Source organism: Serratia sp. ME47 (genome assembly GCF_903970925.1).
GTDB classification, from domain to species: Bacteria; Pseudomonadota; Gammaproteobacteria; order Enterobacterales; family Enterobacteriaceae; genus Serratia; species Serratia ureilytica.
In genome coordinates this window covers 50,890-74,772 of record NZ_CAJCKE010000011.1, presented here as the reverse complement: position 1 = coordinate 74,772, position 23,883 = coordinate 50,890, and the positions used below count along the sequence as shown (strand labels likewise).

Genomic DNA, 23,883 nt, shown 5'->3' with positions numbered 1-23,883 from the left:
AAGATGCGGTGAGTGTACTGAAGACGCTCACCGCACACAATCATCAGCCGACCAGGTAGGTGGCGGTGGCGGTCGCGATATGCAGGCCGTCGTGGTTATGCAGTTCTACGCGCGCGACGGCGACTTTGTTGCCGCTGCGCAGCACGCTGGCGGAGGCGACGAAGTGCTCGCCGCGGCCGGGGCGCAGGTAGTCGACGCGCAGGTCGATGGTGCCCATGCGCGACAGCTTGGCGGCGATCTCCTCTTCGACCAGCGGCTCCAGGCGCGTAAGCACGCCGCCGGCGCAGGCCAGCCCGGCGGCGACGTCAAGCACGGCGGCGATCACGCCGCCATGCAGAATTTCCTGCGCGGCGTTGCCGACCAGCTTGCGCTGGTTGGTGAAGCTCAGCTCGACGTAGTCATCGTCGAAGCGGCGCAGCTCCAGGCCAAGCTCGCGGTTGAACGGCATGTGGTAGACAAAAATTTCGCCGATCTTGCGGCGGGCGGCTTCCAGGGTCAGTGGTGTTGTCGACATAGCGGGTTTCCGTTTTTCTTTTGCGTTTTAAGGGAGCTAACTGGTCAGTCCAGGTTAATGGAATGTTGATTTTATGCTTAACCTTTGTTGCTTGCCAGCCCGTTTAGGCAAAAGAGTCACGCGCGCGTTGGTGTCATGCTGAACGATATTGTGTAATCATACCCGGTGGGTGTGTACCGATGAAAAAATGGGGAAGTGTGTGTCAACCGCAGCAGTGATTAACAGAGAGTTGCTGGCCGAGCAGGTATTGCGCGATACCTTCGGCTACCAGCAATTCCGTCCGGGGCAGCAAACGATTATCAATGCCGCGATCGGCGGGCAGGATTGCCTGGTGGTGATGCCGACCGGCGGCGGCAAGTCGTTGTGTTACCAAATCCCTGCGCTGGTGATGGACGGCCTGACGCTGGTCGTTTCTCCGCTGATCTCGCTGATGAAGGATCAGGTCGACCAACTGTTGGCCTACGGCGTTTCCGCCGCCTGCTACAACTCGACGCAAACCCGCGAGGAGCAGTTGGACGTCATGGCCGGCTGCCGCAACGGCACCATCAAGATGCTGTACATCGCGCCGGAGCGGCTGATGATGGAAAGCTTCCTCAACCTGCTCGATCACTGCCCGCCGGCGATGCTGGCGGTGGATGAGGCGCACTGCATCTCCCAATGGGGCCACGACTTCCGGCCGGAATACCGCGCGCTGGGGCAGTTGAAACAGCGCTTCCCGTCGATGCCGGTGATCGCGTTGACCGCCACTGCCGACGAAGCCACGCGCGGCGATATCGTGCGTCTGCTGTCGCTGCAGGATCCGCTGGTGCAGGTCAGCAGCTTCGACCGGCCGAACATCCGTTACACGCTGGTGGAAAAATTCAAACCGCTCGACCAGCTGTGGCGCTTCGTGCAGGATCAGCGCGGCAAGAGCGGCATTATCTATTGCAACAGCCGCGCCAAGGTGGAAGACACCGCCGCGCGCCTGCAAAGCCGCGGGCTGAGCGTCGGCGCTTACCACGCGGGGCTGGACAACGATCGCCGCGCCCAGGTGCAGGAGGCGTTCCAGCGTGACGATCTGCAGGTGGTGGTGGCCACCGTCGCCTTCGGCATGGGCATCAACAAACCCAACGTGCGTTTTGTGGTGCATTTCGACATCCCGCGCAATATCGAATCCTATTATCAGGAGACCGGCCGCGCCGGGCGCGACGGCCTGCCGGCCGAAGCCATCCTGCTGTACGATCCGGCCGACATGGCCTGGCTGCGCCGCTGTCTGGAGGAGAAACCCGCCGGGCAACAGCTGGACATCGAGCGTCACAAGCTGAACGCCATGGGCGCTTTCGCCGAGGCGCAAACCTGCCGCCGCCTGGTGCTGCTCAACTACTTCGGCGAAGGCAAGCACGAAAACTGCGGCAACTGTGATATCTGCCTCGATCCGCCCAAGCGCTACGACGGGCTGGAGGACGCACGCAAGGCGCTGTCTTGCGTGTACCGCGTCGGCCAGCGCTTTGGCCTCGGGTACATCGTGGAAGTGCTGCGCGGCTCCAACAATCAGCGCATTCGCGAATACGGTCACGACAAGTTGCCGGTGTACGGCATCGGCCGCGATCAAACCACGGAGCACTGGACCAGCGTGCTGCGCCAGCTGATCCACCTGGGCTTTATCACCCAGAACATCGCCATGCACTCGGCGCTGCAATTGACCGAGGCGGCGCGTCCGGTGTTGCGCGGCGAGGTGGCGCTGCAGCTGGCGGTGCCGCGCATTCAGAGCCTGAAGTCGCGCAGCAGCGCCAACCAGAAATCCTACGGCGGCAATTACGATCGCAAGCTGTTCGCCAAGCTGCGCAAACTGCGCAAGTCGATCGCCGACGAAGAAAACATTCCACCCTACGTGGTGTTCAACGACGCCACGCTGCTGGAAATGGCCGAACAGATGCCGATCAAGGCCGGCGATCTGCTGAGCGTCAACGGCGTGGGGCAGCGCAAACTGGAGCGTTTCGGCGCGCCCTTTATGGCGATGATCCGCGACCATCTCGACAATGACGAAGACTGAGGGCGATAAATCATGCTGATGCTGTTTCTCACCGTGGCGCTGGTGCATCTGATTGCGCTGATGAGCCCGGGGCCGGACTTCTTTTTCGTGTCGCAGACCGCCGCCAGCCGCTCGCGCCGCGAGGCGATGATGGGCGTGGTCGGCATTTCGCTCGGCATCGTGGTATGGGCCGGCGTGGCGTTGATGGGGCTGCATCTGATCCTGCAGAAGATGGCCTGGCTGCATCAGATAATCATGGTCGGCGGCGGCATTTACCTGTGCTGGATGGGGTGGCAACTGCTGCGTTCCGCGCGGGCGCAGCAAGCTCCGCCGGCGGCGGAGGCCCAGGTGGCGTTGCCGAAGGCCGGGCGCAGCTTTATTCGCGGCTTCTTGACCAACCTGTCCAACCCGAAAGCGGTGATCTATTTCGGCAGCGTGTTCTCGCTGTTCGTCGGCGACAGCGTCGGCGCCGGGGCGCGTTGGGGGCTGTTCTTGCTGATCGTCGCCGAGACCTTCGTCTGGTTCAGCCTGGTGGCGGTGGTGTTCGCGCTGCCGGCGATGCGCCGCGGTTATCAGCGGTTGGCCAAGTGGATAGACGGGGTGGCTGGCGTGCTGTTTACCGGCTTCGGGTTACACCTGATCTTTACCCGCTAACCGGCAGTGAAATGCCCAAGGCCGAGCAGCGATGCCCGGCCTTTTTTGTCAGGCTTTGCGGGCGGTCGCCAGCAGCCCCGCCACCAAAATAAACAGCGAACCGAACACCCGGTTGAGCAGCTGCATTTGACGCGGGGTCTTCAGCCAGCCGGCGATGCGCGTCGCCAGGGTGGCGTAACCAATCATCACCAGAATATCCACCACCACGGTGGTGACGCCGAGCACCAGATACTGTTCGGCCTGCGGCTGATGGGGCAAGATGAACTGCGGGAACAGCGCGGCGAGGAACACGATGCTTTTCGGGTTGGTCAGGTTGACCAGCACCGCACGGCGGAACAGGCGGCGGCGCGGCATGCTGCCCGCCAGCGCATGCAGATCCAGCGCGCCGGCGGCGCGCCATTGCTGGATGCCGAGCCACACCAGGTAGGCGGCGCCCAGCCATTTCAGCAGCTCGAACGCCAGCAGCGATTGCGATATCAGCGCGCCGAGGCCGATGCCCACCAGCACGATGTGCGCGCTCAGCCCGACCTGCAGCCCGGCGATTGACGCGGCGGCGCCGCGATAGCCGTGGCTGATGCCGGTGCTCATGGTGTTGATGGCGCCGGATCCGGGGGAGAGGCTAAGGATAAGCGTGGTCAGCAGGTAGGTTAACCACCAGTCCAAGGTCATGGTTCTCGGCTCCCTGAAAGTGTCGTTTTGTGCCACAATGCGCCGAGGCGGCGCCGTTTTTTGTCAGAATTGAATCACAATACGCTAGTATGATTTCTTGTGCCAGCGGTCACATTTTCCGCCGGCTCCACAGGGAAAACGCTCTCGATGACCTCGTTCACTCTCAGCTCCGATGACTGGTTAACGCGTGAAACGCAGTTCGCTGCCTTCGCCACCGGGCCGCTGCTGGATTTCTGGCGGCAGCGCGAAGAAGGCGAGTTCAGCGGCGTGGACGGCGTGCCGATCCGCTTTGTGCGTTTCCGTTCCGCGCGGCATCAGCGGGTGGTGGTGGTCAGCCCCGGCCGCATCGAAAGCTACGTGAAATACCCTGAGGTGGCCTACGACCTGTTCCACTGCGGTTACGACGTGGTGATCGTCGATCATCGCGGCCAGGGGCGCTCCGGGCGTTTACTGGCGGATACGCACCGCGGTCATGTGGTAAACTTTGCCGACTACGTGGACGATTTCGAGCAGTTGTGGCTGCGCGAGGTCGAGTCGCGCGGTTACCGGCAGCGTTTCGCGCTGGCGCATTCGATGGGCGGCGCGATCCTGGCGCAGTTCCTGCAGCGCCGGCCGCAGGCGTTCGACGCGGCGGCGTTTTGCGCGCCGATGTTCGGCATCCAACTGCCGATGCCGGGCTGGCTGGCCGACCGCATTCTCGACTGGGTGGAGACACGCCCGGCGATCCGTGATTATTACGCGGTGGGCACCGGCCAGTGGCGTCCGCTGCCCTATGTGGTCAACGTGTTGACCCACAGCCGCGAGCGCTACCGGCGCAGCCTGCGTTATTACGCCGACTATCCCGAGCTGCAGGTGGGCGGGCCGACTTACCATTGGGTGCGTGAGAGCATCCGCGCCGGCCGGCAGATCATCGCGCAGGCCGGGAAAATCACAACGCCGCTGTTGCTTTTGCAGGCCGGTGAAGAACGGGTGGTCGACAACCGTTCGCACCAGGCTTTTTGTCAGGCTCTGTCAGACGCGGGGCGCCCTTGCGAAGGGGGGCTTCCGTGGGTTATCAACGGCGCACGCCATGAGATCCTGTTCGAGCGGGACGCGATGCGCGCCGAAGCACTGAACGCAATCCTGCGCTTCTTTGCTCAACACTTAGGCGGCGCGCTGCCGCCGACAACTCCATCAGAGGTTAGAACATAACGCTATGTATCACGTCGTCGCTTCCGATTTAGATGGCACGCTGCTGTCTCCCGACCATACCCTGTCGCCGTACGCCAAAGAAACGCTGAAGTTGCTGACCCAGCGCGGCGTGCATTTCGTGTTCGCCACCGGCCGCCACCACATCGACGTGGCGCAGATCCGCGACAGCCTGGAAATCAGCGCCTTTATGATCACCTCCAACGGCGCGCGGGTGCACAACACGGCCGGCGAGCTGATCTTCAGCCATAACCTGGACGGGGATATCGCCCGCGATCTGTACGGCATGCTGCACGACGATCCGCAGATCACCACCAACGTCTACCGCAACGACGATTGGTTTACCAACCGCGAAAGCCCGGAGCAGGAAGAGTTCTTCCAGGAGTCGGTGTTCAAATATCAGCTGTTCGAGCCGGGCCTGCTGGAAACCGACGGCGTCTGCAAGGTTTACTTCACCTGTGAAGACCACGAGCGGTTGCTGCAGGTGGAAGACGCCATCAACGCCCGCTGGGGCGATCGGGTCAACGTCAGCTTCTCGTTCCCGACCTGCCTGGAAGTGATGGCGGGCGGCGTGTCGAAAGGGCATGCGCTGGAAGAAGTGGCCAAGATCATCGGTTATACGCTGCAAGAGTGCATCGCCTTCGGCGACGGCATGAACGATCTGGAGATGCTGTCGATGGCCGGCAAGGGCTGCATCATGCGCGATGCGCATCAGCGCCTGAAGGATATGCTGCCGGAGCTGGAGGTGATCGGTTCCAATGCCGATAACGCGGTGCCGCACTACCTGCGCAAGATGTTCCTCTGAAATAACAAGGGCGCCTTGCGGCGCCCTTGGCATTACTTGTGCTGGCCCTGCTTCTGCAGGAACTGCACGCCCTTGTCCGGGAAGTCGGTGAACACGCCGTCGACGCCGGCCTGGTTGTAAATCACGTCATACAGTTGGTTCACGTCGGTCACGTACTTCGGCAGCGCATCGGCGCGAATGGTGAACGGATGCACCGCCAGCTTGCTGGCGTGCGCTTCTTTCACCATGTCGGTCAGAACGATGTGGCCCGGCTTGGATTTATCCGCCACCACCAGCATGTGGTAGTCCGGCCCGATGCCGTCGGCATACTGAGCGATTTTCTTCATCGCGCCCGGTTTGAACATCCAGTCATAGTCGTATTCCACCCACTTGCCGTCGGCTTTCTGCTCGTAGGTTTCCTGCCAGTCGTTGTAGGCGATCAGCTGCACCAGCTTCAGATCCATGCCCAGCTTCGGCTCCAGCTCGTTCTTGATGCGTTTGAGCTCGTTGGCGTCGAAGCACTGCAGGTAGACGTTGTCGTTCTTGCCGGTGTAACCGTACTGCTTGAGCACCGCCAGCACTTTGCTGGAGATGTCTTTGCCTTCCTGCTTGTGGAACCAAGGCGCTTTGATTTCAGGATAGATGCCGATGTTTTTGCCGGTCGAATGGTTCAGACCCTGTACGAATTCGATCTCTTCCTGGAAGGTGTGGACGCGGAAGTCGGATTTGCCCATCGGGAAGCGGCCAGGGTAGCCCTGTACCTTCTTGCCGTTTTCGATGTCAAAGCCTTCGGTGAACTTCAGCGATTTGATCTCCGCCAGCGTAAAGTCGATGGCGTAATAACGGCCGTCTTTGCGTGCGCGGTTCGGGAAACGTTCGGCGACGTCGGTGACGCGATCGAGGTAATGGTCGTGCAGCACCACCAGCTCGTTGTCCTTGGTCATCACCAGATCTTGCTCGAGGTAATCGGCGCCTTGCGCGTAGGCCATCGCCTTCGCCGGCAGGGTGTGTTCCGGCAGGTAGCCGCTGGCACCGCGGTGGGCGATCACCACTTTGTCCGCCGCCTGCGCGGCGCTGACCATTGAGGTGGCGAGAATGATCCCTGTCAGCAGGGCTTTGACTTGAGTCCGCATTCCGTTTTCTCCGTGTTGTTGGGGGCAGGGTAGTAAAAAGGCCGCAGGGCGGCCTTTAAATCATGCAAAAGTCGTGTGACGGTTAGCCGCGCTTGCCGGCAGCGATTTCCGCGTGGTGTTTCTTCTCGTTCAGCATGGTCAGCAGCAGCAGGATAACCGCCAGCACGCCGCCGCCGATCATCACCATGAAGCCGCCGTCCCAACCGAAGAAGTCTACGGTGTAACCGACGATGGCGCTGGCCGCAACCGAGCCGCCCAGGTAGCCGAACAGGCCGGTGAAGCCCGCGGCGGTGCCGGCGGCTTTCTTCGGCGCCAGCTCCAGCGCGTGCAGGCCGATCAGCATCACCGGACCGTAGATCAGGAAGCCGATGACCAGCATACAGATCATGTCCACGGTCGGGTTACCGGCCGGGTTCATCCAGAACACCACGGTGGCGATGGTCACCAGCGTCATGAAGAACACGCCGGTGGCGCCGCGGTTGCCTTTGAACACTTTGTCCGACATCCAGCCGCACAGCAGGGTGCCCGGGATACCGGCGTATTCATACAGGAAGTAGGCCCAGGAAGACTTGTCCAGCGCGAAGTGCTTCACTTCTTTCAGGTAGGTCGGCGACCAGTCCAGAATGCCGTAACGCAGCAGGTAGACGAACACGTTGGCGACCGCGATGTACCACAGCAGCTTGTTCGGCAGGATGTACTGCATGAAGATCTGCTTGGCGGTCAGCTCTTCTTCGTCTTTTTCGCTGTAGTCGTCCGGGTAGTCGTTTTTGTACTCTTCAATCGGCGGCAGGCCGCAGGATTGCGGGGTGTCGCGCATCAGGCCGAAGGCGATCAGGGCCACCAGGATGGCGCCGAAGGCCGGCATGTACAGCGCCGCGTGCCAGTCGTTGAACCAGGCCATGCCCAGCAGGAACAGCAGCGGCGGCAGGCCGCCGCCCACGTTGTGGGCGCAGTTCCAGATGGAGACGATGCCGCCGCGTTCTTTCTGCGACCACCAGTGCACCATGGTGCGGCCACACGGCGGCCAACCCATGCCTTGGAACCAGCCGCACAGGAACAGCAGGACGAACATGATGGCGATGCTGGAGGTTGCCCACGGCACGAAGCCCATGAACAACATCACCGCCGCCGCCAGGATCAGGCCGGCAGGCAGGAACACTCGCGGGTTGGAACGGTCGGAGACCGAACCCATGATGAATTTGGAGAAGCCGTAGGCGATGGAGATGCCCGACAGCGCGAAGCCGAGGTCACCGCGGCTGAAGCCTTGTTCGATCAGGTAAGGCATGGCCAGGGTGAAGTTCTTACGCACCAGATAGTAGGCGGCGTAACCGAAGAAGATCCCCAGGAAAATTTGCCAGCGCAGCTTACGGTAGAGCGGGTCTACCTTATCGCTCGGCACACGGGCGATGTGTGCGGCCGGCTTAAAAATACTCAACATGAGCGCCTCCGATGGCTTTATCTGTTATCACATCAATATGACCTTTTACGTTCATTTGATGATTGAGCGGATATCGAATGTGGTGTTTTTGTGTTCCATAACGAGCGCCATTGTCATCAAATACGCCTGGTGTCGCTGTGACGAATGGCGCAATTGTTACACTTTCATGAAACCACGGCGGATTTTGAGCGATTCGTTAACGTTATGAAATAGAAAAACGTCCAAAAATCGTGATTATGATCACATTGATGGTTTTTTGTGGACATTTTTATTTCGTTTTATGTTCGTTATTGTTCCTTATCAAACAAAGACCCTAATAACCGTGGCTCAATAGGCTCATAACTACCGATCCTGAGGGAGCGACATGAGCAGCTATTTTGACGGCGGCGAAACGGATGTGATCATCATCGGCGGCGGCGCCACCGGCGCAGGCATTGCCCGCGACTGTGCGCGGCGCGGCTTGCGATGCATTTTGCTGGAGCGCCACGACATCGCCACCGGCGCCACCGGCCGCAACCACGGTTTGCTGCACAGCGGCGCGCGCTATGCGGTGACCGACGGCGAGTCGGCGCGCGAATGCATAGAAGAGAACCGCATCCTGAAACGCATCGCGCATCACTGTATCGAGCGCACCGACGGGCTGTTCATCACCTTGCCGCAAGACTCGCTGGACTATCAGCAGCAGTTTATCGCCGCCTGTCGCCAGGCCGACATCGACGCCGAAGCGATCGACCCGCAGCTGGCGCTGCGGCTGGAGCCGGCGGCTAACCCGGCGCTGATCGGCGCGGTGCGGGTGCCGGACGGCACCGTCGATCCCTTCCGGCTGACCGCCGCCAATATGCTGGACGCGCGCGAGCACGGCGCGCAGATCCTGACCTACCATCAGGTGGTGGGGTTGCTGCGCAGCGGCGATCGGGTGACGGGCGTGCGCGTTTACGACCATCAGAATCAGCGGCGCTATGAGCTGCACGCGCCGGTGGTGGTCAACGCCGCCGGTATCTGGGGCCAGCAGATCGCCGAATACGCCGATTTGCGCATCCGTATGTTCCCGGCCAAGGGAGCGCTGCTGATCCTCGGCCATCGCATCAACAACATGGTGATCAACCGCTGCCGCAAACCGGCGGACGCCGACATCCTGGTGCCGGGCGACACCATCTCGCTGATCGGCACGACCTCGACCCATATCGACTACGACCAAATTGACAACATGCTGGTGACCCCGCAGGAGGTGGATATTCTGATCCGCGAAGGGGCGCTGTTGGCGCCCACCCTGGCGCAGACCCGCATTTTGCGCGCCTATGCCGGGGTGCGGCCGCTGGTGGCCAGCGACGACGATCCCAGCGGGCGCAACGTCAGCCGCGGCATCGTGCTGCTCGATCACGCCGCCCGCGACGGGCTGGAAGGGTTTATCACCATTACCGGCGGCAAGCTGATGACCTACCGCCTGATGGCGGAGTGGGCCACCGACAAGGTATGCGAAAAGCTCGGCGTAAATAGTCCGTGCACCACCGCGCAGGACGCGCTGCCCGGATCCCGTCAGTCGGCGGAGGAAACGGTGCGCAGCGTGGTTTCTCTGCCCGCCAGCATTCGCGGCTCGGCGATCTATCGGCACGGCGATCGCGCTAGCCAGGTGCCGGCGGCCGATCGGCTCGACACCAGCCTGGTGTGCGAATGCGAGGCGGTGACCGCCGGGGAAGTGCGCTATGCGGTCAACTCGCTGACCGTCAATAACCTGGTGGATCTGCGCCGCCGCACCCGTGTCGGCATGGGCACCTGCCAGGGCGAACTCTGCGCCTGCCGCGCCGCCGGGCTGTTGACGCGCTTTAACGTCAGCACGCCGCAGCAATCCATCGCGCAGCTGTCGCAGTTCCTCAACGAACGCTGGAAAGGCGTACGGCCGATCGCCTGGGGCGATGCGCTGCGCGAGAGCGAATTCACCAGTTGGGTTTACCAGGGATTATGCGGGCTTGAAGCCCAGGCCGACCAGGAGCAGGAGGCGGATGATGCGATTTGACGTTGTGGTGATTGGCGGTGGTCTGGCGGGCCTGAGCTGCGCCATTGCCGTGGCCGAACAGGGCAAGCGCTGCGCGGTGGTTAGTTCTGGCCAGAGCGCGCTCTACTTCTCCTCAGGCTCGCTCGATCTGCTGGCGAGATTGCCGGACGGCACGCCGGTCGAGATGCCGCTGGCGGCGTTGCCGCAGCTGGCGCAACAGGCGCCGCAGCATCCGTACGCCCTGATCGGGCCCGGCCGGGTGGCGGTGCTGTCCGCCGCCGCGCAGCGGCTGCTGGAACGCTGCGGGTTGAATCTGCAGGGCGAGGGGGTGAACAACCATCTGCGCATCACGCCGCTCGGTATGCGTCGCGCCACCTGGCTCAGCCCGCAAGCGATCCCGACGCTGCCGCTGACCGGCCAACTGCCGTGGCGGCGTATTGCGGTGATCGGCATCGAAGGGTTCCTCGACTTCCAACCGCAGATGGCCGCCGACGCCCTGAGCCGCGAGCTCGGCGTGCAGACGGACGTGGCCTATCTGCACATGCCGGCGCTGGACAGATTGCGCAATAATCCCAGCGAGTTTCGTGCGGTGAACATCGCCCGGGTACTGGATTTGATGGAAAGCCTGCCGCCGATGGCCGAAGAACTGCGGCGGCTGGCGGGTGAGGCCGAGGCGCTCTTCCTGCCGGCCTGTCTGGGCCTGGAGGACGACGCGTCGCTGGCGGTGTTGCAGGATGCGGTCGGCAAGCCGATCCGACTGCTGCCGACGTTGCCGCCTTCGGTGCCCGGCATGCGCTTGCATCAGGCGCTGCGGCGGCGTTTCCAGCAGTTGGGCGGCGTTTTCATGCCGGGCGACAGCGTGCTGCGCGCCGAGAGCGAGGCCGGCCGCGTCACCGGTTTGTACACCCGCAACCACGGCGATATTCCGCTGCGGGCGCAGCAGGTGGTGCTGGCCAGCGGCAGCTTCTTCAGCAATGGACTGGTGGCCGATTTCGACGGGGTGCGCGAACCGATCTTCGGGCTGGACGTACACAGTCGGGCGGATCGCGCCGACTGGAGCCGACGCGAGCTGTTCGCGCCGCAACCTTACCTGCAGTTTGGCGTGCGCACCGACGGCAGACTGCGGGCGATGAAGCAGGGAGTGCCGTTCGACAATCTGTACGCCATCGGCGCGGTCGCCGGCGGCTACGATCCGCTGCAGCAGGGCTGCGGCGCCGGCGTGTCATTGATCGGCGCGCTGCACGTCGCGCAGCAGATCGCCGCGGAGGAGAACGTATGAGCCTGCATCGGGACCACAGCTTTGAAAGCTGCATCAAATGCACCGTCTGCACCACTTACTGCCCGGTGGCCAAAGTGAACCCGCTCTATCCGGGGCCGAAACAGGCGGGGCCGGACGGCGAGCGGCTGCGGCTGAAAGACCCGGCGCTGTACGACGAAGCGCTGAAATACTGCACTAACTGCAAGCGTTGTGAAGTGGCCTGCCCGTCCGACGTCAAAATCGGCGACATCATTCAGCGCGCCCGCGCCGACTTCGCCCAGAGCAAGCCGACGCTGCGCGATGCCATCCTCAGCCATACCGATATCATGGGATCGCTGTCGACGCCGTTTGCGCCGATCGTCAACGCCGCCACCGGGTTGAAACCGGTGCGCAAGCTGCTGGACAAGGCGCTGAAGATCGATCACCGGCGCGAACTGCCGAAATATTCCTTCGGCACCTTCCGCCGCTGGTACCGGCAACAGGCGCAGGCTCAGCAGCGTTACGCCGAGCAGGTGGCATTCTTCCACGGTTGCTTCGTCAACTATAACCACCCGCAGCTGGGCAAGGATTTGGTCCGGGTGTTCAACGCGCTGGATATCGGCGTGCAACTGCTGAAACGCGAGAAATGCTGCGGCGTGCCGCTGATCGCCAACGGGTTTATCGACCAGGCTAAAAAGCAGGCCAGGGTCAATGCCGAATCGCTGCATGAAACGGTGTTGGAGCGCGGCATTCCGGTGGTGGCGACCTCATCGAGCTGCACCTTCACCCTGCGTGACGAATACCCTCATCTGCTGGATGTAGACACCACCGCGGTGCGCGATCGGGTGGAGCTGGCGACGCGCTATCTTTATCGCCTGATCAATCAGGGGCGCAGCCTGCCGCTCAAGCGCACGCCGCTGCGGGTGGCTTATCACACGCCTTGCCATATGGAGAAGATGGGCTGGACCGCCTATACCCTGGAGCTGCTGCGGCAGATACCGGGACTGGAGCTGGTGGTGCTGGATTCGCAGTGCTGCGGCATCGCCGGCACTTACGGGTTCAAATCGGAGAACTACGCCACGTCGCAAGGCATTGGCGCGCCGCTGTTCCGGCAGATAGAAGAGAGCGGAGTGGATCTGGTGGTGACCGACTGCGAGACCTGCAAATGGCAGATCGAAATGTCCACCAGCAAACGCTGCGAACATCCGATCACCCTGCTGGCGCAGGCGTTGGCATAAAGACTCAGGGGCCGGCAAACCGGCCCCTGCGGGATTACTGCTTCAGCTTCAGGGTGGAGATGATGCCTTCGGCTTCAGTCTGCGCCTGCTGCTGGTTGTCCGCCGGCAGCGTCACCTGAATGGTCAGCATGTTGTTGTTCAGCGAACCGATCAGGACGGAAGAATAGGCTTTCTCGCCGCCGCTGGTGATGATGCTGTCCAGCTGACGCAGCGGCACACCGTTGACGTCGAGCGCTTTGTTGGTGATCACCTGCAGGTTGGCGTCACGCGCGCGCTGGGTGTTCTCCAGGCGCTTGGCCAGGGTCTCCAGGCTGTCGGCGGTCTTGTCGCCCAAGATGACGATCACTGCGCGCTGACCGGTGCTGTCTGCGTAAACATGCATGTTGTTGGCCTGGTTGCCCAGCTTGCCGCTCTGATCCGCCATGCCGACCGGCAGGGTGAACGCCAGTTTACCGTCCAGCAGGCTGACTTGCTGCCCGGCCGGCGCGCTGGCCGCCGCGCCGTCTGGCGCTGCCTTGGTGTCTTTGGTGTTGCCGTCGCAGGCCGCGAGGCCAAGCGCCAGCAGGCTGATACCCATCAATTTCGCTACTTTACGCATCGGGCTTCCTTCTTCCTTTCCGGTAGGGATTCACTGTCGTATCGCAACCTATTCCAGGTTGAAATGCAAGGCAGATGTTGTCACAAGTTTTTTTCCAGTAATAGCCGATAATCAGCCACTTCGCCTTTCTTTTCCAGATGAACAATCTGATAGTGATGGGCGAGCAGCATCGTCAGCATGGCGCGGAACCGGTTACGGGTTTTGACCGTCAGTTGGCGATAGCCTTGCGCCCGCGCCCAGCGCTCTTGTTCGGCCAACAAGGCCTGCGCCACGCCGTGGCGACGGAATGCCGGCAGCACGCCGCCCAGCCAGCTGTAAAACACCGTTTCCTGCCGTTGATAACCGAGTTTGAAACCGGCCGGCTGTCCGTCTATCTCGGCGATCAACAGGCTGGTGGGGGCGGCGCCGATACGTTGCTGCAGATCGGCCAGGCTGTGCAGGCCGCCGAATTCGGGGATGCGTTGGTAAAGGCGGTGGATTTCTTCGAGCGTGGCGGTGCGGATGATTGGGGTCATGAGCGGCCTCCAAAGGATAAGGCCGCCCAGAATAACACGACTCAGCCCGGCTGCAGGCTGCCGCTGCGCGCCGCGATGCGTTTGAGCAGCATGTTCAGCAACACGCCGTACATCGGCAGGAAGAACAGCAGGCAGATCATCACCTTGAAGCTGTAATCCACCAGCGCGATCTCCACCCAGTTGTTGGCCATGAAGGGATCGCTGCTCTTATAGAAGGCGATGAAGAAGAACGCCAGCGTATCGCTGATGTTGCCGAGGAACATCGCCGCCGCCGGCGCCACCCACCAGGCGCTGCGTTGACGCAGGCGGTTGAAGACGTGTACGTCGAGGATCTGGCCGAGCACATAGGCCATAAAGCTGGCCACCGCGATGCGCGCCACGAACAGGTTAAAACTGCTCAGCGCGGCGAAGCCCTGCCATTCTCCCTGATAGGTGACGGTGGAGATCACGTAGGAGATGAACAGCGCCGGCACCATCACCGCCAGGATGATGCGCCGCGCCAGCGGCGCGCCGAAGATGCGCACGGTCAGATCGGTCGCCAGGAAGATAAACGGGAAGGTAAAGGCGCCCCAGGTGGTATGGAAGCCGAAAACGCTGATCGGCAGCTGCACCAGGTAGTTGCTGGAGGTAATGATGGCGATATGAAACAGCGAAAGCCAGACCAACGCCGTGAAGCGCTGCTGTGCGGTAAACGAATACATACTTGTAGCCTTTTTAGCAGTGGGGTGAGGGAACCCAGTGTGTCTTGTCAAAACAGCAAAAAACGCTGCGCGGCGGCATGATACGCGTTTGCGCAACCAATGCAATGGTTAAATTTAACGCAAACGTTAACGCATCTTGCGCAGAAAAACTACCGGCGTAAACTAGGCGCTAATGAGATGCGGCGAGCGTTCGCCGATCGTTTTTGAACGAGAAAAATTGCATGACTGACTTATTTGCCCAGGCAGACCAGACGCTCGACGCGCTGGGGCTGCGTTGCCCGGAACCGGTGATGATGGTGCGCAAAACCGTGCGCCATATGGACAACGGCGAAACGCTGCTGATTATCGCCGACGATCCGGCCACTACCCGCGATATCCCGGGGTTTTGCCGCTTTATGGAGCACACGCTGGTGGCGCAGGAGACCGAGCAGGCGCCATACCGTTATCTGTTACGTAAAGGTGTATAGTTTTTAATCGTCTCGTAAGATAAGCTCCCTGCGATTGGGGAGCGTTCGAAAGGGACAAACGATGATGAGTATTTTACTACTGCCTACGGTTGCCAAGATGGAAAATGAGGAACACACACAGGGCTATGAGCGCTGGTTTCTTGAAAGAGTTCAGGAAGCCATGGATGAGCCGTGGCCCGGTATTCCTCATGATGACGTGATGGCTGAAATGGATGCTGTTATCGCTGCTGCAGAAGCCAGGATCAACGCGAAGCAGGCATAATGCTCAACATCGAATGGACTCGAGCCGCACGTCAGGATCTGACGGAGATTGTGGGATTCATCGCCAACGATAACCCTCTGGCGGCCAGAAAAATGAAGGTTCTCATCATGGAGGCCGTCACTCCCGCCGCCAGGCATCCTCGAATTTTCCGGCGTGGCAGAGTGGACGGCACGCATGAAATCCCCTTGCATCCCCATTATCTCCTGATTTACCAGGTGCTGGAAACTCACATCCGGGTGTTGCGGGTATTACATACGCGCCGACAATATCCTTAGTATCTTCGCTGCAATCGATAATGGCGGGTTCCCATTGAGGAACCCGGTCTGGCGTCACGTTATTGGCGCTTTCTCAACAGCCGCAGCGCGTTGGCGGTGACCAGCGCGGTGGCGCCGGAGTCCGCCAGCACCGCCAGCCACAGCCCGGTTAACCCCAGCAGGCTGGTGATCAGAAAGACCCCTTTCAATCCCAGCGCGATGGTGATGTTTTGCCGGATATTGGCGTGGGTGGCGCGCGAGATGCGGATCATTTCCGCGACGCCCACCAGCCGGTTGTGGGTCAGGGCGGCGTCGGCGGTTTCCAATGCCACGTCGGTGCCGCTGCCCATGGCGATGCCGATGTTGGAGGCTTTCATCGCCGGGGCGTCGTTGATGCCGTCGCCGATCATTGCCGTCGGGCGCAGTTCGCTCAGTTCGGTAACCGCGGCGACCTTATCTTCCGGCAACAGACCGGCGCGATAGTCGAGGCCCAGCTCGCCGGCTATCGCCGCGGCGGCGCGCGGGTTGTCCCCGGTCAGCATCACGCCGCGAATACCGAGCGCGTTCAGTTCGGCTATCGCCTGTTTGGCGTCGCTGCGCAGCGTATCACGCAGCGCCAGTAAGCCGATGGGCGCGCCGTCTTCCAACACCACCACCGCCGTTTTACCGGCGTTTTCCAGCTTGTCTACCTGGCTCTGCCATTGTGTGGCGAGCAGGCCCGGCGCCAGCTTGCCCGGCGCGCTGATCAGCACGGTCTTGCCGTCCACGATCCCTTCCACGCCGACGCCGGCCAGCGCGCGGCGCGCCTGCGCCAGCGGCTGCTCGGCCCCGCTGGCGGCGGCGCGGTTGATGATCGCTTGCGCCAGCGGGTGATGTGAACCGGCCTCTACCGCGGCGGCAAGCTGCAACAGCCGTTGTTCGGTGAGCGCGCTGATGGGCAGCACGTCGGTGACCGTCGGCTTGCCTTCGGTCAGGGTGCCGGTTTTATCGAAGGCGATGGTTTGAATCTGGCCCAGTTGCTCCAGCGCCGCACCGCCTTTAATCAGCGCGCCGCGCCGCGTGGCGGCCGCCAGCCCGGATGTGATGGCCGCCGGCGTCGAGATCACCAGCGCGCATGGACAGCCGATCAGCAGCAGCGTCAGGCCGCGATAGATCCAGGTCTCCCACGGCTGCGAGAACAGCAGCGGCGGCACCAGGATCACCGCGACGGCCAGCAGCATAATGGCCGGGGTGTAGTAGCGGCTGAAGCGATCGAGGAAGCGTTCGATCGGCGCGCGGCGCTCTTCGGCCTCTTCAATCAATTGCAGAATGCGGTCGATGGCGTTTTTGCCGGGCTCTGAGATCACCTTCATCTGTGCCGCCTGATCGACGGACAGGCTGCCGGCGGCCACTTTTTCCCCCCGTTGGCGCTCGACCGGCACCGATTCGCCGGTCAGGGCGCTTTCGTCGAAGCTGGCGAACGGATTGAGCAGCTCGGCGTCGGCCGGCAGGCGCCCGCCGGGCGCGATTTCAATCACATCGCCAGGGCGCAGGCTGGCGACCGGCACGCGTTTGCGTTCCGTGCCTTGCAGCAGCAGCGCATCTTCCGGCACCAGCTCCATCAGCGCCTTCACCCCGCGCCGCGCACGGTTGGCGGCGTAGGATTCCAGCAGCTCGCCAACCATAAACAGCAGCAGCACCATCGCCGCCTCGGCGGTGGCGCCAATGAACAGCGCGCCGATGGCCGCCACGCTCATCAGCGTTTCGATGGCGAACGGCGTGCCGGAGCGAATCAGACGCAGCGCCTTGGCGGCGACCGGCGCCAACCCGACCAGCGTGGTGGCGATAAAGGCGATGCGACCCAGCTCCGGGTTAATCCGATCCAGCACCCAGCTGACCACCATCAGGGTGGTTAACAACAGCAGCGGCGCAAATTCGCCGAAGCGTGAGGTTTTCGGCGCGGCGGCTTTGGCGGTCTGAGCGCCGAGCAGGGTAAAACCGGCCTGGGCGACCGCGTCCTGGATCCGCAGGCTGATATCGGACTGTGCGTCGACCACCAGTTTTTCGGTGGCGAACAATACGCGTGCGCTGTCAACGCCGGGGAGCGCGGTGACGGCATTTTCGATTTTCTTGGCGCAGCTGGGGCAGTCCATACCGGTGACTTTCCAGCTGAAACGTTGGCTGCCGGAAGGGGGAGCGGCGGCCAGCCTGTCGCTTTCCTCGTCCGGATCGTCGTGTGCGGCGGCGCAGCAGCCGCTCTCGCCATGATCGTGATGGTGATGGGCGTGTTCGGTCTGCGCAGCGGCGTTTTTCGGCTCGCTGCTGCAGCCATGCTGGGTTTTGCTGTGGCTGTGGTTGCAGCCGCATCCGCCTTCGGCGTGGTGATGTTCCTGATGATTATGATTTTGCTGATTGTGCATAACGTCCCCCTTCGGGCAGTTAACCGGGTTTGCTCAGCTGACTCTACACCCTGGAGTCCACTCCAGAGTCAAGCGCCGGATGAGAATTATTGCTAACGGCGTACGGGCGTTATGGGGGGATTCATTCAATAATGAATGATGCGAATTTTAATCTATTGCTTTTTCTTATTACCTATTTCGAGAAAAAGTCTCGCCGCCGTTAGTTTAAATAAGAAAATAATATTCCTATAGAAACTAAAAAGTCGCCCGGTCTAATAATAAAGAGTTATTTATCTATAACGCGTTAGCAAAATTTATCTTTTTGCGCCTGATTAGCCAGCATGATTCGCTTGTGTCTGCAAGCCGCATTGCTATTGAAGTTTGGTGCCAACTTCTCCTCTCTAAGTTTCATTTGTTTTGTAAATAAGCGCAAAAAGTAGCATAACAAACTTTCGTTGCGATAATAAATGGTTGATTATTTTATGTGCAGTTTTGCGGTCCTGCCTATAATTGGAATCGATTACCATTTTTAATGGTGATCTTATTTGCTGATATATATGCATTAATTCTACCAAACACACTGCCGGCAACGGCGCATAAGCCCCTTCCAGCAAGCTTAAGGTTCATTAACCGTGGCTTACGGGGAGGTTATGTCTATCTGTCTGATTGATATCAATCAGGTAATGAGTGGAATCGAACCAATGCAATCTACTAAAAAGGCAATTGAAATTACTGAATCCAACTTCGCGGCCGCCACAACCGGCTACGATGCTGTAGACGACCTGTTGCATTATCATGAGCGGGGCAACGGGATTCAGATTAATGGCAAGGATTCATTTTCTAACGAGCAAGCTGGGCTGTTTATTACCCGTGAGAACCAAACCTGGAACGGTTACAAGGTATTTGGCCAGCCGGTCAAATTAACCTTCTCCTTCCCGGACTATAAGTTCTCTTCCACCAACGTCGCCGGCGACACCGGGCTGAGCAAGTTCAGCGCGGAACAGCAGCAGCAGGCTAAGCTGTCGCTGCAGTCCTGGGCCGACGTCGCCAATATCACTTTTACCGAAGTGGCGGCCGGACAAAAGGCCAACATCACCTTCGGTAACTACAGCCAGGATCGTCCCGGCCACTATGATTACGGCACCCAGGCCTACGCCTTCCTGCCGAACACCATTTGGCAGGGGCAGGATCTGGGGGGCCAAACCTGGTACAACGTCAACCAGTCCAACGTGAAGCATCCGGCGACCGAAGACTACGGCCGCCAGACGTTCACCCATGAGATTGGCCATGCGCTGGGCCTGAGCCACCCGGGCGATTACAACGCCGGTGAGGGCAACCCGACCTATCGCGACGTCACTTATGCGGAAGACACCCGCCAGTTCAGCCTGATGAGCTACTGGAGCGAAACCAACACCGGTGGCGATAACGGCGGTCATTACGCCGCAGCTCCGCTGCTGGATGACATTGCCGCCATTCAACATCTGTATGGCGCCAACCTGTCGACCCGCACCGGCGACACCGTGTACGGTTTTAACTCCAACACCGGTCGTGACTTCCTCAGCACCACCAGCAACGCGCAAAAACTGATCTTTGCGGTGTGGGATGCGGGCGGCAACGATACCTTCGACTTCTCCGGTTATACCGCTAACCAGCGCATCAACCTGAACGAGAAGTCGTTCTCCGACGTGGGCGGCCTGAAAGGCAACGTCTCGATCGCCGCCGGTGTGACCATCGAGAACGCCATTGGCGGTTCCGGCAACGACGTGATCGTCGGCAACGCGGCCAATAACGTGCTGAAAGGCGGCGCGGGTAACGACGTGCTGTTCGGCGGCGGCGGGGCGGATGAGCTGTGGGGCGGTGCCGGTAAAGACATCTTCGTGTTCTCTGCCGCCAGCGATTCCGCGCCGGGCGCTTCAGACTGGATCCGCGACTTCCAGAAAGGGATCGACAAGATTGATCTGTCGTTCTTCAACAAAGAGGCGCAGAGCAGCGATTTCATTCACTTCGTCGATCACTTCAGCGGCGCGGCGGGTGAAGCGCTGCTGAGCTACAACGCGTCCAACAACGTGACCGATTTGTCGGTGAACATCGGTGGTCATCAGGCGCCGGACTTCCTGGTGAAAATCGTCGGTCAGGTAGACGTCGCCACTGACTTTATCGTGTAACGCAGCAACGGAGCGCCCGGCGCAGTCTCGGCCGGGCGTGATGTGGGAGCCGGTATGAAAGGTACTTTAACGCGCGCCGCCCTGGCGGCGGGAGGCATGATGGTGACGAGTGCGGTGATGGCCGGCAGTCTGGCGCTGCCGACCGCGCAGTCGCTGGCGGGGCAATGGCAGGTAGCCGACAGCGAACGGCAATGCCAAATCGAGTTTCTGGCCAATGAGCAAAGCGAGACCAACGGCTACCAGCTGGTGGATCGGCAGCGTTGTCTGCAAAGCGTATTTGCGGCCGAGGTGGTGGGCTGGCGCCCGGCGCCGGACGGCATCGCCCTGCTGCAGGCGGATGGCAGCACGCTGGCGTTCTTCTCGCGCGACGGCGATCTGTACCGCAATCAACTGGGTGCGGGTGATGCCCTGACGTTGAAAGCGCTGGCTTGATGAAGAAACGGGTTCGGCGCGCCGAACCCGCGGCAGGTCTCTACAGGTAGAGCGAACGCACGATCAGGAAGTGGCCGGAGAAGTAACAGAAAGCGACGATGGCGTCCGCTGCGCGGAAGGTGAAGCGGTAGCGGTTGAGCAGCCAAACCACGTTGGCCAGCAGCAGCAGCGAGGTGCCGGTCAGCAGCGAGAAGCCGAAATCGGTGCTGCGCAGGAAATATTGCTCGCCCGCCAGCCAGACCATCAGCAGCGTCATCGCCACATAGGTGACGATCGGCCAACGCATCTCTTCCAGCCGGGTCCAAAGGGCGGCCAGCAGCAATGCGCCTATCGCCAGCAGCGCCAGCGGCAGCGGCCAGAACAGACTGAACGTCATCTGGCTGGCGAAACTCAGGGTGTACAGCAAGTGGGACAGGAAAAAGGCGCCGATGGCGTACAGCACCCGCTCGCGCGGCAACAGAAGCAGCGCATCGCCGATCAGCGTTGCCAGCAGGCCGAGTACGATCAGATAGCCCGCGGCGCTGAGCACCGGCGCCTGCCAGGCCAACAGCAACAGCAGCAGCAGCGTGACGGGTTTGAACACCCAACGCTGCCAGCGCGGCCCACGGTAAGAGGCGTCGACGAACAGCCAACCGGAAAAGAATACGGCAAGGAACGGCCAACTCATTTATGTCTTCCTTATGTAGGAGGGAGCCGCAACCACCGGCTCCAAACTGTCACCCATGTCACTTCTTCATTTCAGTGTAGGTAGCCTGCCGACGATCGACAATGCTTTCTTGCGTGTGTGCGTGCGGCGGCCAGTCTGATGGGCAGTTTCTCTTGTGAGTGGCATTCTGGCAAGGGGGAGTATGCGCTATCGCATTTTGAATTAAAAAAACAGCGAGGGAGATATTCCCCCTCGCTTTATTATTAGCTGCGGTGTCACGGCACTATTTCTGCGTGGCGATTTTTGCGATGACTTTTCCAAACTCCTCCTGCTGATGCTTTCTTTTTAGGATGGTGCTGGTTCTATCAACGCCGCCAGATTTGATTTGCAACTTAAATGATTGAGGCTTGTCTTGTATCAGCGTGACATCGCTTATTGGAATGATGAATGTTTCGGCATATAGCGCCGGCGTGATAATCAATTTATCCTGTGAGAGGCCGATCATTATGCGGTTTTCCAAGCGGGATGAATTGATCAGTGCTACCACCCCGACGGCAACTATCAGCCAACCGACGTTGATACCGATCAGGCCGATAACGATGCCGAGGACGATACATAATATCCCGGATAATGAAAATTGCTTCAAATTGAACCCCAGGCTGACATCAAGCGGAGGGGGAACATCGGCGTTGAAGGGCGTCAATCCTCGGTTGTAACGCCATTCATAGCTGAACAAATAGCCGATGAAGAAGATCATGCTCAACGGCAACATCAGGACAGTGCTGATAAAGGCGAGCACGCGGCCCGCTTTTGGCGCTTTAGATAAGAGCAGCAGGCTGATACCTTGCATAGGTATTGATATTGCAAATATAATAAGCAGTATTGAAATGAATTCGTCGAGAAGTTCTTCTTCGTAGCTCTCAACCAACCCATCCTGAGATAAATAAAGAACGATGACCGTCGCCACAGCGATATTAATCGCCAGGCCGGCCCAAGCCAGCTTGCTGATTTTCATTATGTCAAATTCCATTTTTAAGTTTGATTGTTTAGCTGGCTTTTATATTCTTCGTTTTAGGAAATTAAATATGCCGCTGATTTCAGGTTAGCATAATAAATCCATCACTTTCAAATGGAGGCGTATCCTGAGCGCCGTTCTTATTTTGGGAGGCCAACATTCGTGGATTAACGCTCCGGGATAAAAGGGAAGGGCACACCAGGCATACGGGAGTGTGCTATGTTTACGCCGATTTGACCGTGAAGGAAATGGGAAACCGATGAGTAAGCCACCGCTATTTTTTGTCGCCGTCATTGCGTTGATCGCCGTGCTGGCCACGCAACGTTACTTCAAACAGCGCCAGCAGGAGGCGGAAAACGATCGCGCGCCGATGCGCAGTCTGCAGGTGACGGTGAGCGACAAACGCGCGGTGCCGGTCGCCAAGACCCGTGCGCCGCAGCGCGAGCCGTTGGTCAACGAGCCGATGTATTACGAGGTGGTGTTCAGCCCGAACCAGGGCGGTGAAGACATTACGCTGCGGCTGAAGCAATGGCAGTACAACCCGATAGAAAAAGGCGCGCAGGGCACGTTAAACATGCAGGGCACGCGCTTCGTCTCGTTCACCGTTCAGCCGTAGCGGTCACTTTTTCTTGATGGGCGGCTGTTTCTTTTGCCAGGCCAGCAGCTCGAACACGCCAAAGATAAAGATCTTGGCCTCTTGCCAGTAGCTGATCGGCTGATCCTTCGGCTGGGTGGATTTCAACAGCACCAGCTGCAGGCCGTGCATCACCACCATAAAGAACAGCGCCACGTCGATGAAATACTTCAGCGGCTTGGGAAACGGATGGAACAGGTTAGAGAGCAGGAAGCCCCATACGCACAGCATCAGCAGGCGGCCCAGATTAATCAGCATGGTCGGTTTTCTCTTGCGAACGAAGATAAAGGCGATAAGCCACCTGGCCGGCGACCTTCTCCCGGTGCAACTGCCAGCTGGCAGGCACGTCCGCCGCGGCGCTTTCCGCCTCGGCTTCTACATAGATCCAGGCCTCGTCGGCCAGCCAGCCCCGCTGCTCCAGCAACAAGACGGTTTCCGCCAGCAGGCCTTTGCGAAACGGCGGATCGAGGAACACCACGTCGAACGGTTGACCGTCGCCCGCCAGCCAGCTCAGCGCGTTGGTGTTGATAACCACCCCTTTGCCCTGCAGCAGCGCCAGATTTTTTTCCAGCTGCTGCGCCACCGGCCGCTCGAATTCCAACAGCGTGGCGCTGCCGGCATAGCGTGACAGCGCTTCCAGCCCTAATGCGCCGCTGCCGGCGAAGCAGTCCAGGCAGCGCGCGCCCTGAATCACCGGCGCCAGCCAGTTGAACAGGGTTTCGCGTACCCGATCGGTCGTGGGGCGCAGCCCCGGGCTGTTCGGCACCGGGAGCTTACGGCCGCGCCATTGGCCGCCGATGATGCGGATCTGTCCGGCTGCGGCCTGGGGCGGTTTTTTGGCCGCCGCCCGTGGCGAGAGTCTTGTCATAAGCGTTGTTTGATTTCTTTTGCGGCGCGGTGCCGCAGAGGTTAACGAAAAGTTGTCCCTATTCTACCGGTGACGGGCGTCGGGGGGAA

Annotated in this window: 25 protein-coding genes; 13 read left to right on the top strand and 12 right to left on the bottom strand. The window is 60.3% G+C overall.

The window, feature by feature from the left end; genetic code table 11:
- Positions 1 to 43: 43 nt before the first annotated feature.
- Positions 44 to 514: a thioesterase family protein gene (locus H7A77_RS13050; RefSeq protein WP_033645017.1), complete on the bottom strand. Its 471-nt coding sequence runs from the start codon at positions 512 to 514 to the stop codon at positions 44 to 46.
- A gap of 199 nt (positions 515 to 713) precedes the next feature.
- On the opposite strand from H7A77_RS13050, the gene recQ reads away from it, so the two are divergent.
- On the top strand, positions 714 to 2,546 hold the full coding sequence (recQ, locus tag H7A77_RS13045; RefSeq protein WP_046688049.1) for an ATP-dependent DNA helicase RecQ: 1,833 nt from the start codon (positions 714 to 716) through the stop codon (positions 2,544 to 2,546).
- Between the two features lie 12 nt (positions 2,547 to 2,558).
- Positions 2,559 to 3,179: a threonine export protein RhtC gene (rhtC, locus tag H7A77_RS13040; protein WP_033645015.1), complete on the top strand. Its 621-nt coding sequence runs from the start codon at positions 2,559 to 2,561 to the stop codon at positions 3,177 to 3,179.
- A gap of 48 nt (positions 3,180 to 3,227) precedes the next feature.
- Here the strand turns inward: rhtC and rhtB are convergent, their stop codons facing one another.
- Positions 3,228 to 3,848, bottom strand: a complete 621-nt coding sequence (rhtB, locus tag H7A77_RS13035) for a homoserine/homoserine lactone efflux protein (protein ID WP_033645013.1) — start codon at positions 3,846 to 3,848, stop codon at positions 3,228 to 3,230.
- Between the two features lie 147 nt (positions 3,849 to 3,995).
- On the opposite strand from rhtB, the gene pldB reads away from it, so the two are divergent.
- Together pldB and yigL are read left to right on the top strand one after the other, a co-directional pair.
- Positions 3,996 to 5,039 (top strand): lysophospholipase L2, encoded by a 1,044-nt coding sequence (gene pldB / locus H7A77_RS13030; RefSeq protein ID WP_033645012.1) that lies wholly within the window; start codon positions 3,996 to 3,998, stop codon positions 5,037 to 5,039.
- 4 nt (positions 5,040 to 5,043) lie between these two features.
- The gene (yigL, locus tag H7A77_RS13025; protein WP_033652427.1) at positions 5,044 to 5,841 is read left to right on the top strand and encodes a sugar/pyridoxal phosphate phosphatase YigL; all 798 of its coding nucleotides are present in this window, start codon (positions 5,044 to 5,046) and stop codon (positions 5,839 to 5,841) included.
- Between the two features lie 32 nt (positions 5,842 to 5,873).
- On the opposite strand, the gene glpQ is transcribed toward yigL, so the two are convergent.
- On the bottom strand, positions 5,874 to 6,953 hold the full coding sequence (gene glpQ, locus H7A77_RS13020) for a glycerophosphodiester phosphodiesterase (protein ID WP_038874121.1): 1,080 nt from the start codon (positions 6,951 to 6,953) through the stop codon (positions 5,874 to 5,876).
- A gap of 82 nt (positions 6,954 to 7,035) precedes the next feature.
- Entirely contained in the window at positions 7,036 to 8,391 is a 1,356-nt protein-coding gene (gene glpT, locus H7A77_RS13015) for a glycerol-3-phosphate transporter (protein WP_033645009.1), read from the bottom strand.
- A gap of 364 nt (positions 8,392 to 8,755) precedes the next feature.
- On the opposite strand from glpT, the gene glpA reads away from it, so the two are divergent.
- Genes glpA through glpC form a run of 3 tightly spaced genes read left to right on the top strand, consistent with a single transcriptional unit; the run spans position 8,756 to position 12,859 of the window.
- Complete coding sequence (gene glpA / locus H7A77_RS13010; protein WP_033645008.1) at positions 8,756 to 10,405, top strand: anaerobic glycerol-3-phosphate dehydrogenase subunit A; 1,650 nt, start codon at positions 8,756 to 8,758, stop codon at positions 10,403 to 10,405.
- A complete protein-coding gene (gene glpB, locus H7A77_RS13005; protein ID WP_182074293.1) occupies positions 10,395 to 11,663 on the top strand; it encodes a glycerol-3-phosphate dehydrogenase subunit GlpB in 1,269 nt (422 codons plus the stop codon). The genes glpA and glpB overlap by 11 nt, the downstream gene beginning before the upstream one ends.
- Positions 11,660 to 12,859, top strand: coding sequence for an anaerobic glycerol-3-phosphate dehydrogenase subunit GlpC (gene glpC, locus H7A77_RS13000; RefSeq protein WP_033652425.1), 1,200 nt, complete (start codon positions 11,660 to 11,662; stop codon positions 12,857 to 12,859). The genes glpB and glpC overlap by 4 nt, the downstream gene beginning before the upstream one ends.
- A gap of 34 nt (positions 12,860 to 12,893) precedes the next feature.
- Here the strand turns inward: glpC and H7A77_RS12995 are convergent, their stop codons facing one another.
- The 3 genes from H7A77_RS12995 to H7A77_RS12985 all read right to left on the bottom strand — a co-directional run bounded on the left by H7A77_RS12995 (position 12,894) and on the right by H7A77_RS12985 (position 14,673).
- Positions 12,894 to 13,457 carry a DcrB family lipoprotein gene (locus H7A77_RS12995; protein ID WP_025304887.1) on the bottom strand — a complete coding sequence of 188 codons (564 nt, stop codon included), beginning with the start codon at positions 13,455 to 13,457 and terminating at the stop codon, positions 12,894 to 12,896.
- An 80-nt stretch (positions 13,458 to 13,537) separates the two neighbouring features.
- On the bottom strand, positions 13,538 to 13,972 hold the full coding sequence (locus tag H7A77_RS12990) for a GNAT family N-acetyltransferase (RefSeq protein WP_089192362.1): 435 nt from the start codon (positions 13,970 to 13,972) through the stop codon (positions 13,538 to 13,540).
- Between the two features lie 41 nt (positions 13,973 to 14,013).
- Entirely contained in the window at positions 14,014 to 14,673 is a 660-nt protein-coding gene (locus H7A77_RS12985; RefSeq protein WP_033652423.1) for a 7-cyano-7-deazaguanine/7-aminomethyl-7-deazaguanine transporter, read from the bottom strand.
- 221 nt (positions 14,674 to 14,894) lie between these two features.
- Between H7A77_RS12985 and tusA the strand changes: the two genes are divergently transcribed.
- The 3 genes from tusA (at position 14,895) to H7A77_RS12970 (ending at position 15,677) form a co-directional block, all read left to right on the top strand.
- Positions 14,895 to 15,140 carry a sulfurtransferase TusA gene (tusA, locus tag H7A77_RS12980; protein ID WP_025304890.1) on the top strand — a complete coding sequence of 82 codons (246 nt, stop codon included), beginning with the start codon at positions 14,895 to 14,897 and terminating at the stop codon, positions 15,138 to 15,140.
- Between the two features lie 61 nt (positions 15,141 to 15,201).
- Positions 15,202 to 15,402 carry a stability determinant gene (locus tag H7A77_RS12975; RefSeq protein WP_223524348.1) on the top strand — a complete coding sequence of 67 codons (201 nt, stop codon included), beginning with the start codon at positions 15,202 to 15,204 and terminating at the stop codon, positions 15,400 to 15,402.
- A complete protein-coding gene (locus H7A77_RS12970; protein WP_182074292.1) occupies positions 15,402 to 15,677 on the top strand; it encodes a type II toxin-antitoxin system RelE/ParE family toxin in 276 nt (91 codons plus the stop codon). Before H7A77_RS12975 ends, H7A77_RS12970 begins: the two co-directional genes overlap by 1 nt.
- Positions 15,678 to 15,736: 59 nt before the next feature.
- Here H7A77_RS12970 and H7A77_RS12965 read toward each other — a convergent pair whose 3' ends face one another.
- On the bottom strand, positions 15,737 to 18,055 hold the full coding sequence (locus H7A77_RS12965; RefSeq protein WP_108680045.1) for a zinc/cadmium/mercury/lead-transporting ATPase: 2,319 nt from the start codon (positions 18,053 to 18,055) through the stop codon (positions 15,737 to 15,739).
- Positions 18,056 to 18,735: 680 nt separating this feature from the next.
- Between H7A77_RS12965 and H7A77_RS12960 the strand changes: the two genes are divergently transcribed.
- Together H7A77_RS12960 and H7A77_RS12955 are read left to right on the top strand one after the other, a co-directional pair.
- Positions 18,736 to 20,199, top strand: coding sequence for a serralysin family metalloprotease (locus H7A77_RS12960; protein ID WP_033652421.1), 1,464 nt, complete (start codon positions 18,736 to 18,738; stop codon positions 20,197 to 20,199).
- 54 nt (positions 20,200 to 20,253) lie between these two features.
- Positions 20,254 to 20,631, top strand: a complete 378-nt coding sequence (locus tag H7A77_RS12955; RefSeq protein WP_025304893.1) for an AprI/Inh family metalloprotease inhibitor — start codon at positions 20,254 to 20,256, stop codon at positions 20,629 to 20,631.
- A 40-nt stretch (positions 20,632 to 20,671) separates the two neighbouring features.
- Here H7A77_RS12955 and H7A77_RS12950 read toward each other — a convergent pair whose 3' ends face one another.
- Both H7A77_RS12950 and H7A77_RS12945 read right to left on the bottom strand, forming a co-directional pair.
- Positions 20,672 to 21,298: a lysoplasmalogenase gene (locus tag H7A77_RS12950; protein ID WP_033644998.1), complete on the bottom strand. Its 627-nt coding sequence runs from the start codon at positions 21,296 to 21,298 to the stop codon at positions 20,672 to 20,674.
- A gap of 262 nt (positions 21,299 to 21,560) precedes the next feature.
- Positions 21,561 to 22,292, bottom strand: a complete 732-nt coding sequence (locus tag H7A77_RS12945; protein WP_145957781.1) for a hypothetical protein — start codon at positions 22,290 to 22,292, stop codon at positions 21,561 to 21,563.
- 259 nt (positions 22,293 to 22,551) lie between these two features.
- Here H7A77_RS12945 and H7A77_RS12940 point away from each other — a divergent pair, with 259 nt between their 5' ends.
- Positions 22,552 to 22,908 (top strand): DUF2500 domain-containing protein, encoded by a 357-nt coding sequence (locus tag H7A77_RS12940; RefSeq protein WP_089192358.1) that lies wholly within the window; start codon positions 22,552 to 22,554, stop codon positions 22,906 to 22,908.
- Positions 22,909 to 22,911: 3 nt separating this feature from the next.
- Here the strand turns inward: H7A77_RS12940 and H7A77_RS12935 are convergent, their stop codons facing one another.
- Together H7A77_RS12935 and rsmD are read right to left on the bottom strand one after the other, a co-directional pair.
- Positions 22,912 to 23,184, bottom strand: coding sequence for a DUF1145 family protein (locus H7A77_RS12935; protein WP_004934327.1), 273 nt, complete (start codon positions 23,182 to 23,184; stop codon positions 22,912 to 22,914).
- Positions 23,174 to 23,794 carry a 16S rRNA (guanine(966)-N(2))-methyltransferase gene (gene rsmD, locus H7A77_RS12930; RefSeq protein ID WP_042783457.1) on the bottom strand — a complete coding sequence of 207 codons (621 nt, stop codon included), beginning with the start codon at positions 23,792 to 23,794 and terminating at the stop codon, positions 23,174 to 23,176. The genes H7A77_RS12935 and rsmD overlap by 11 nt, the downstream gene beginning before the upstream one ends.
- Between the last annotated feature and the right edge of the window lie 89 nt (positions 23,795 to 23,883).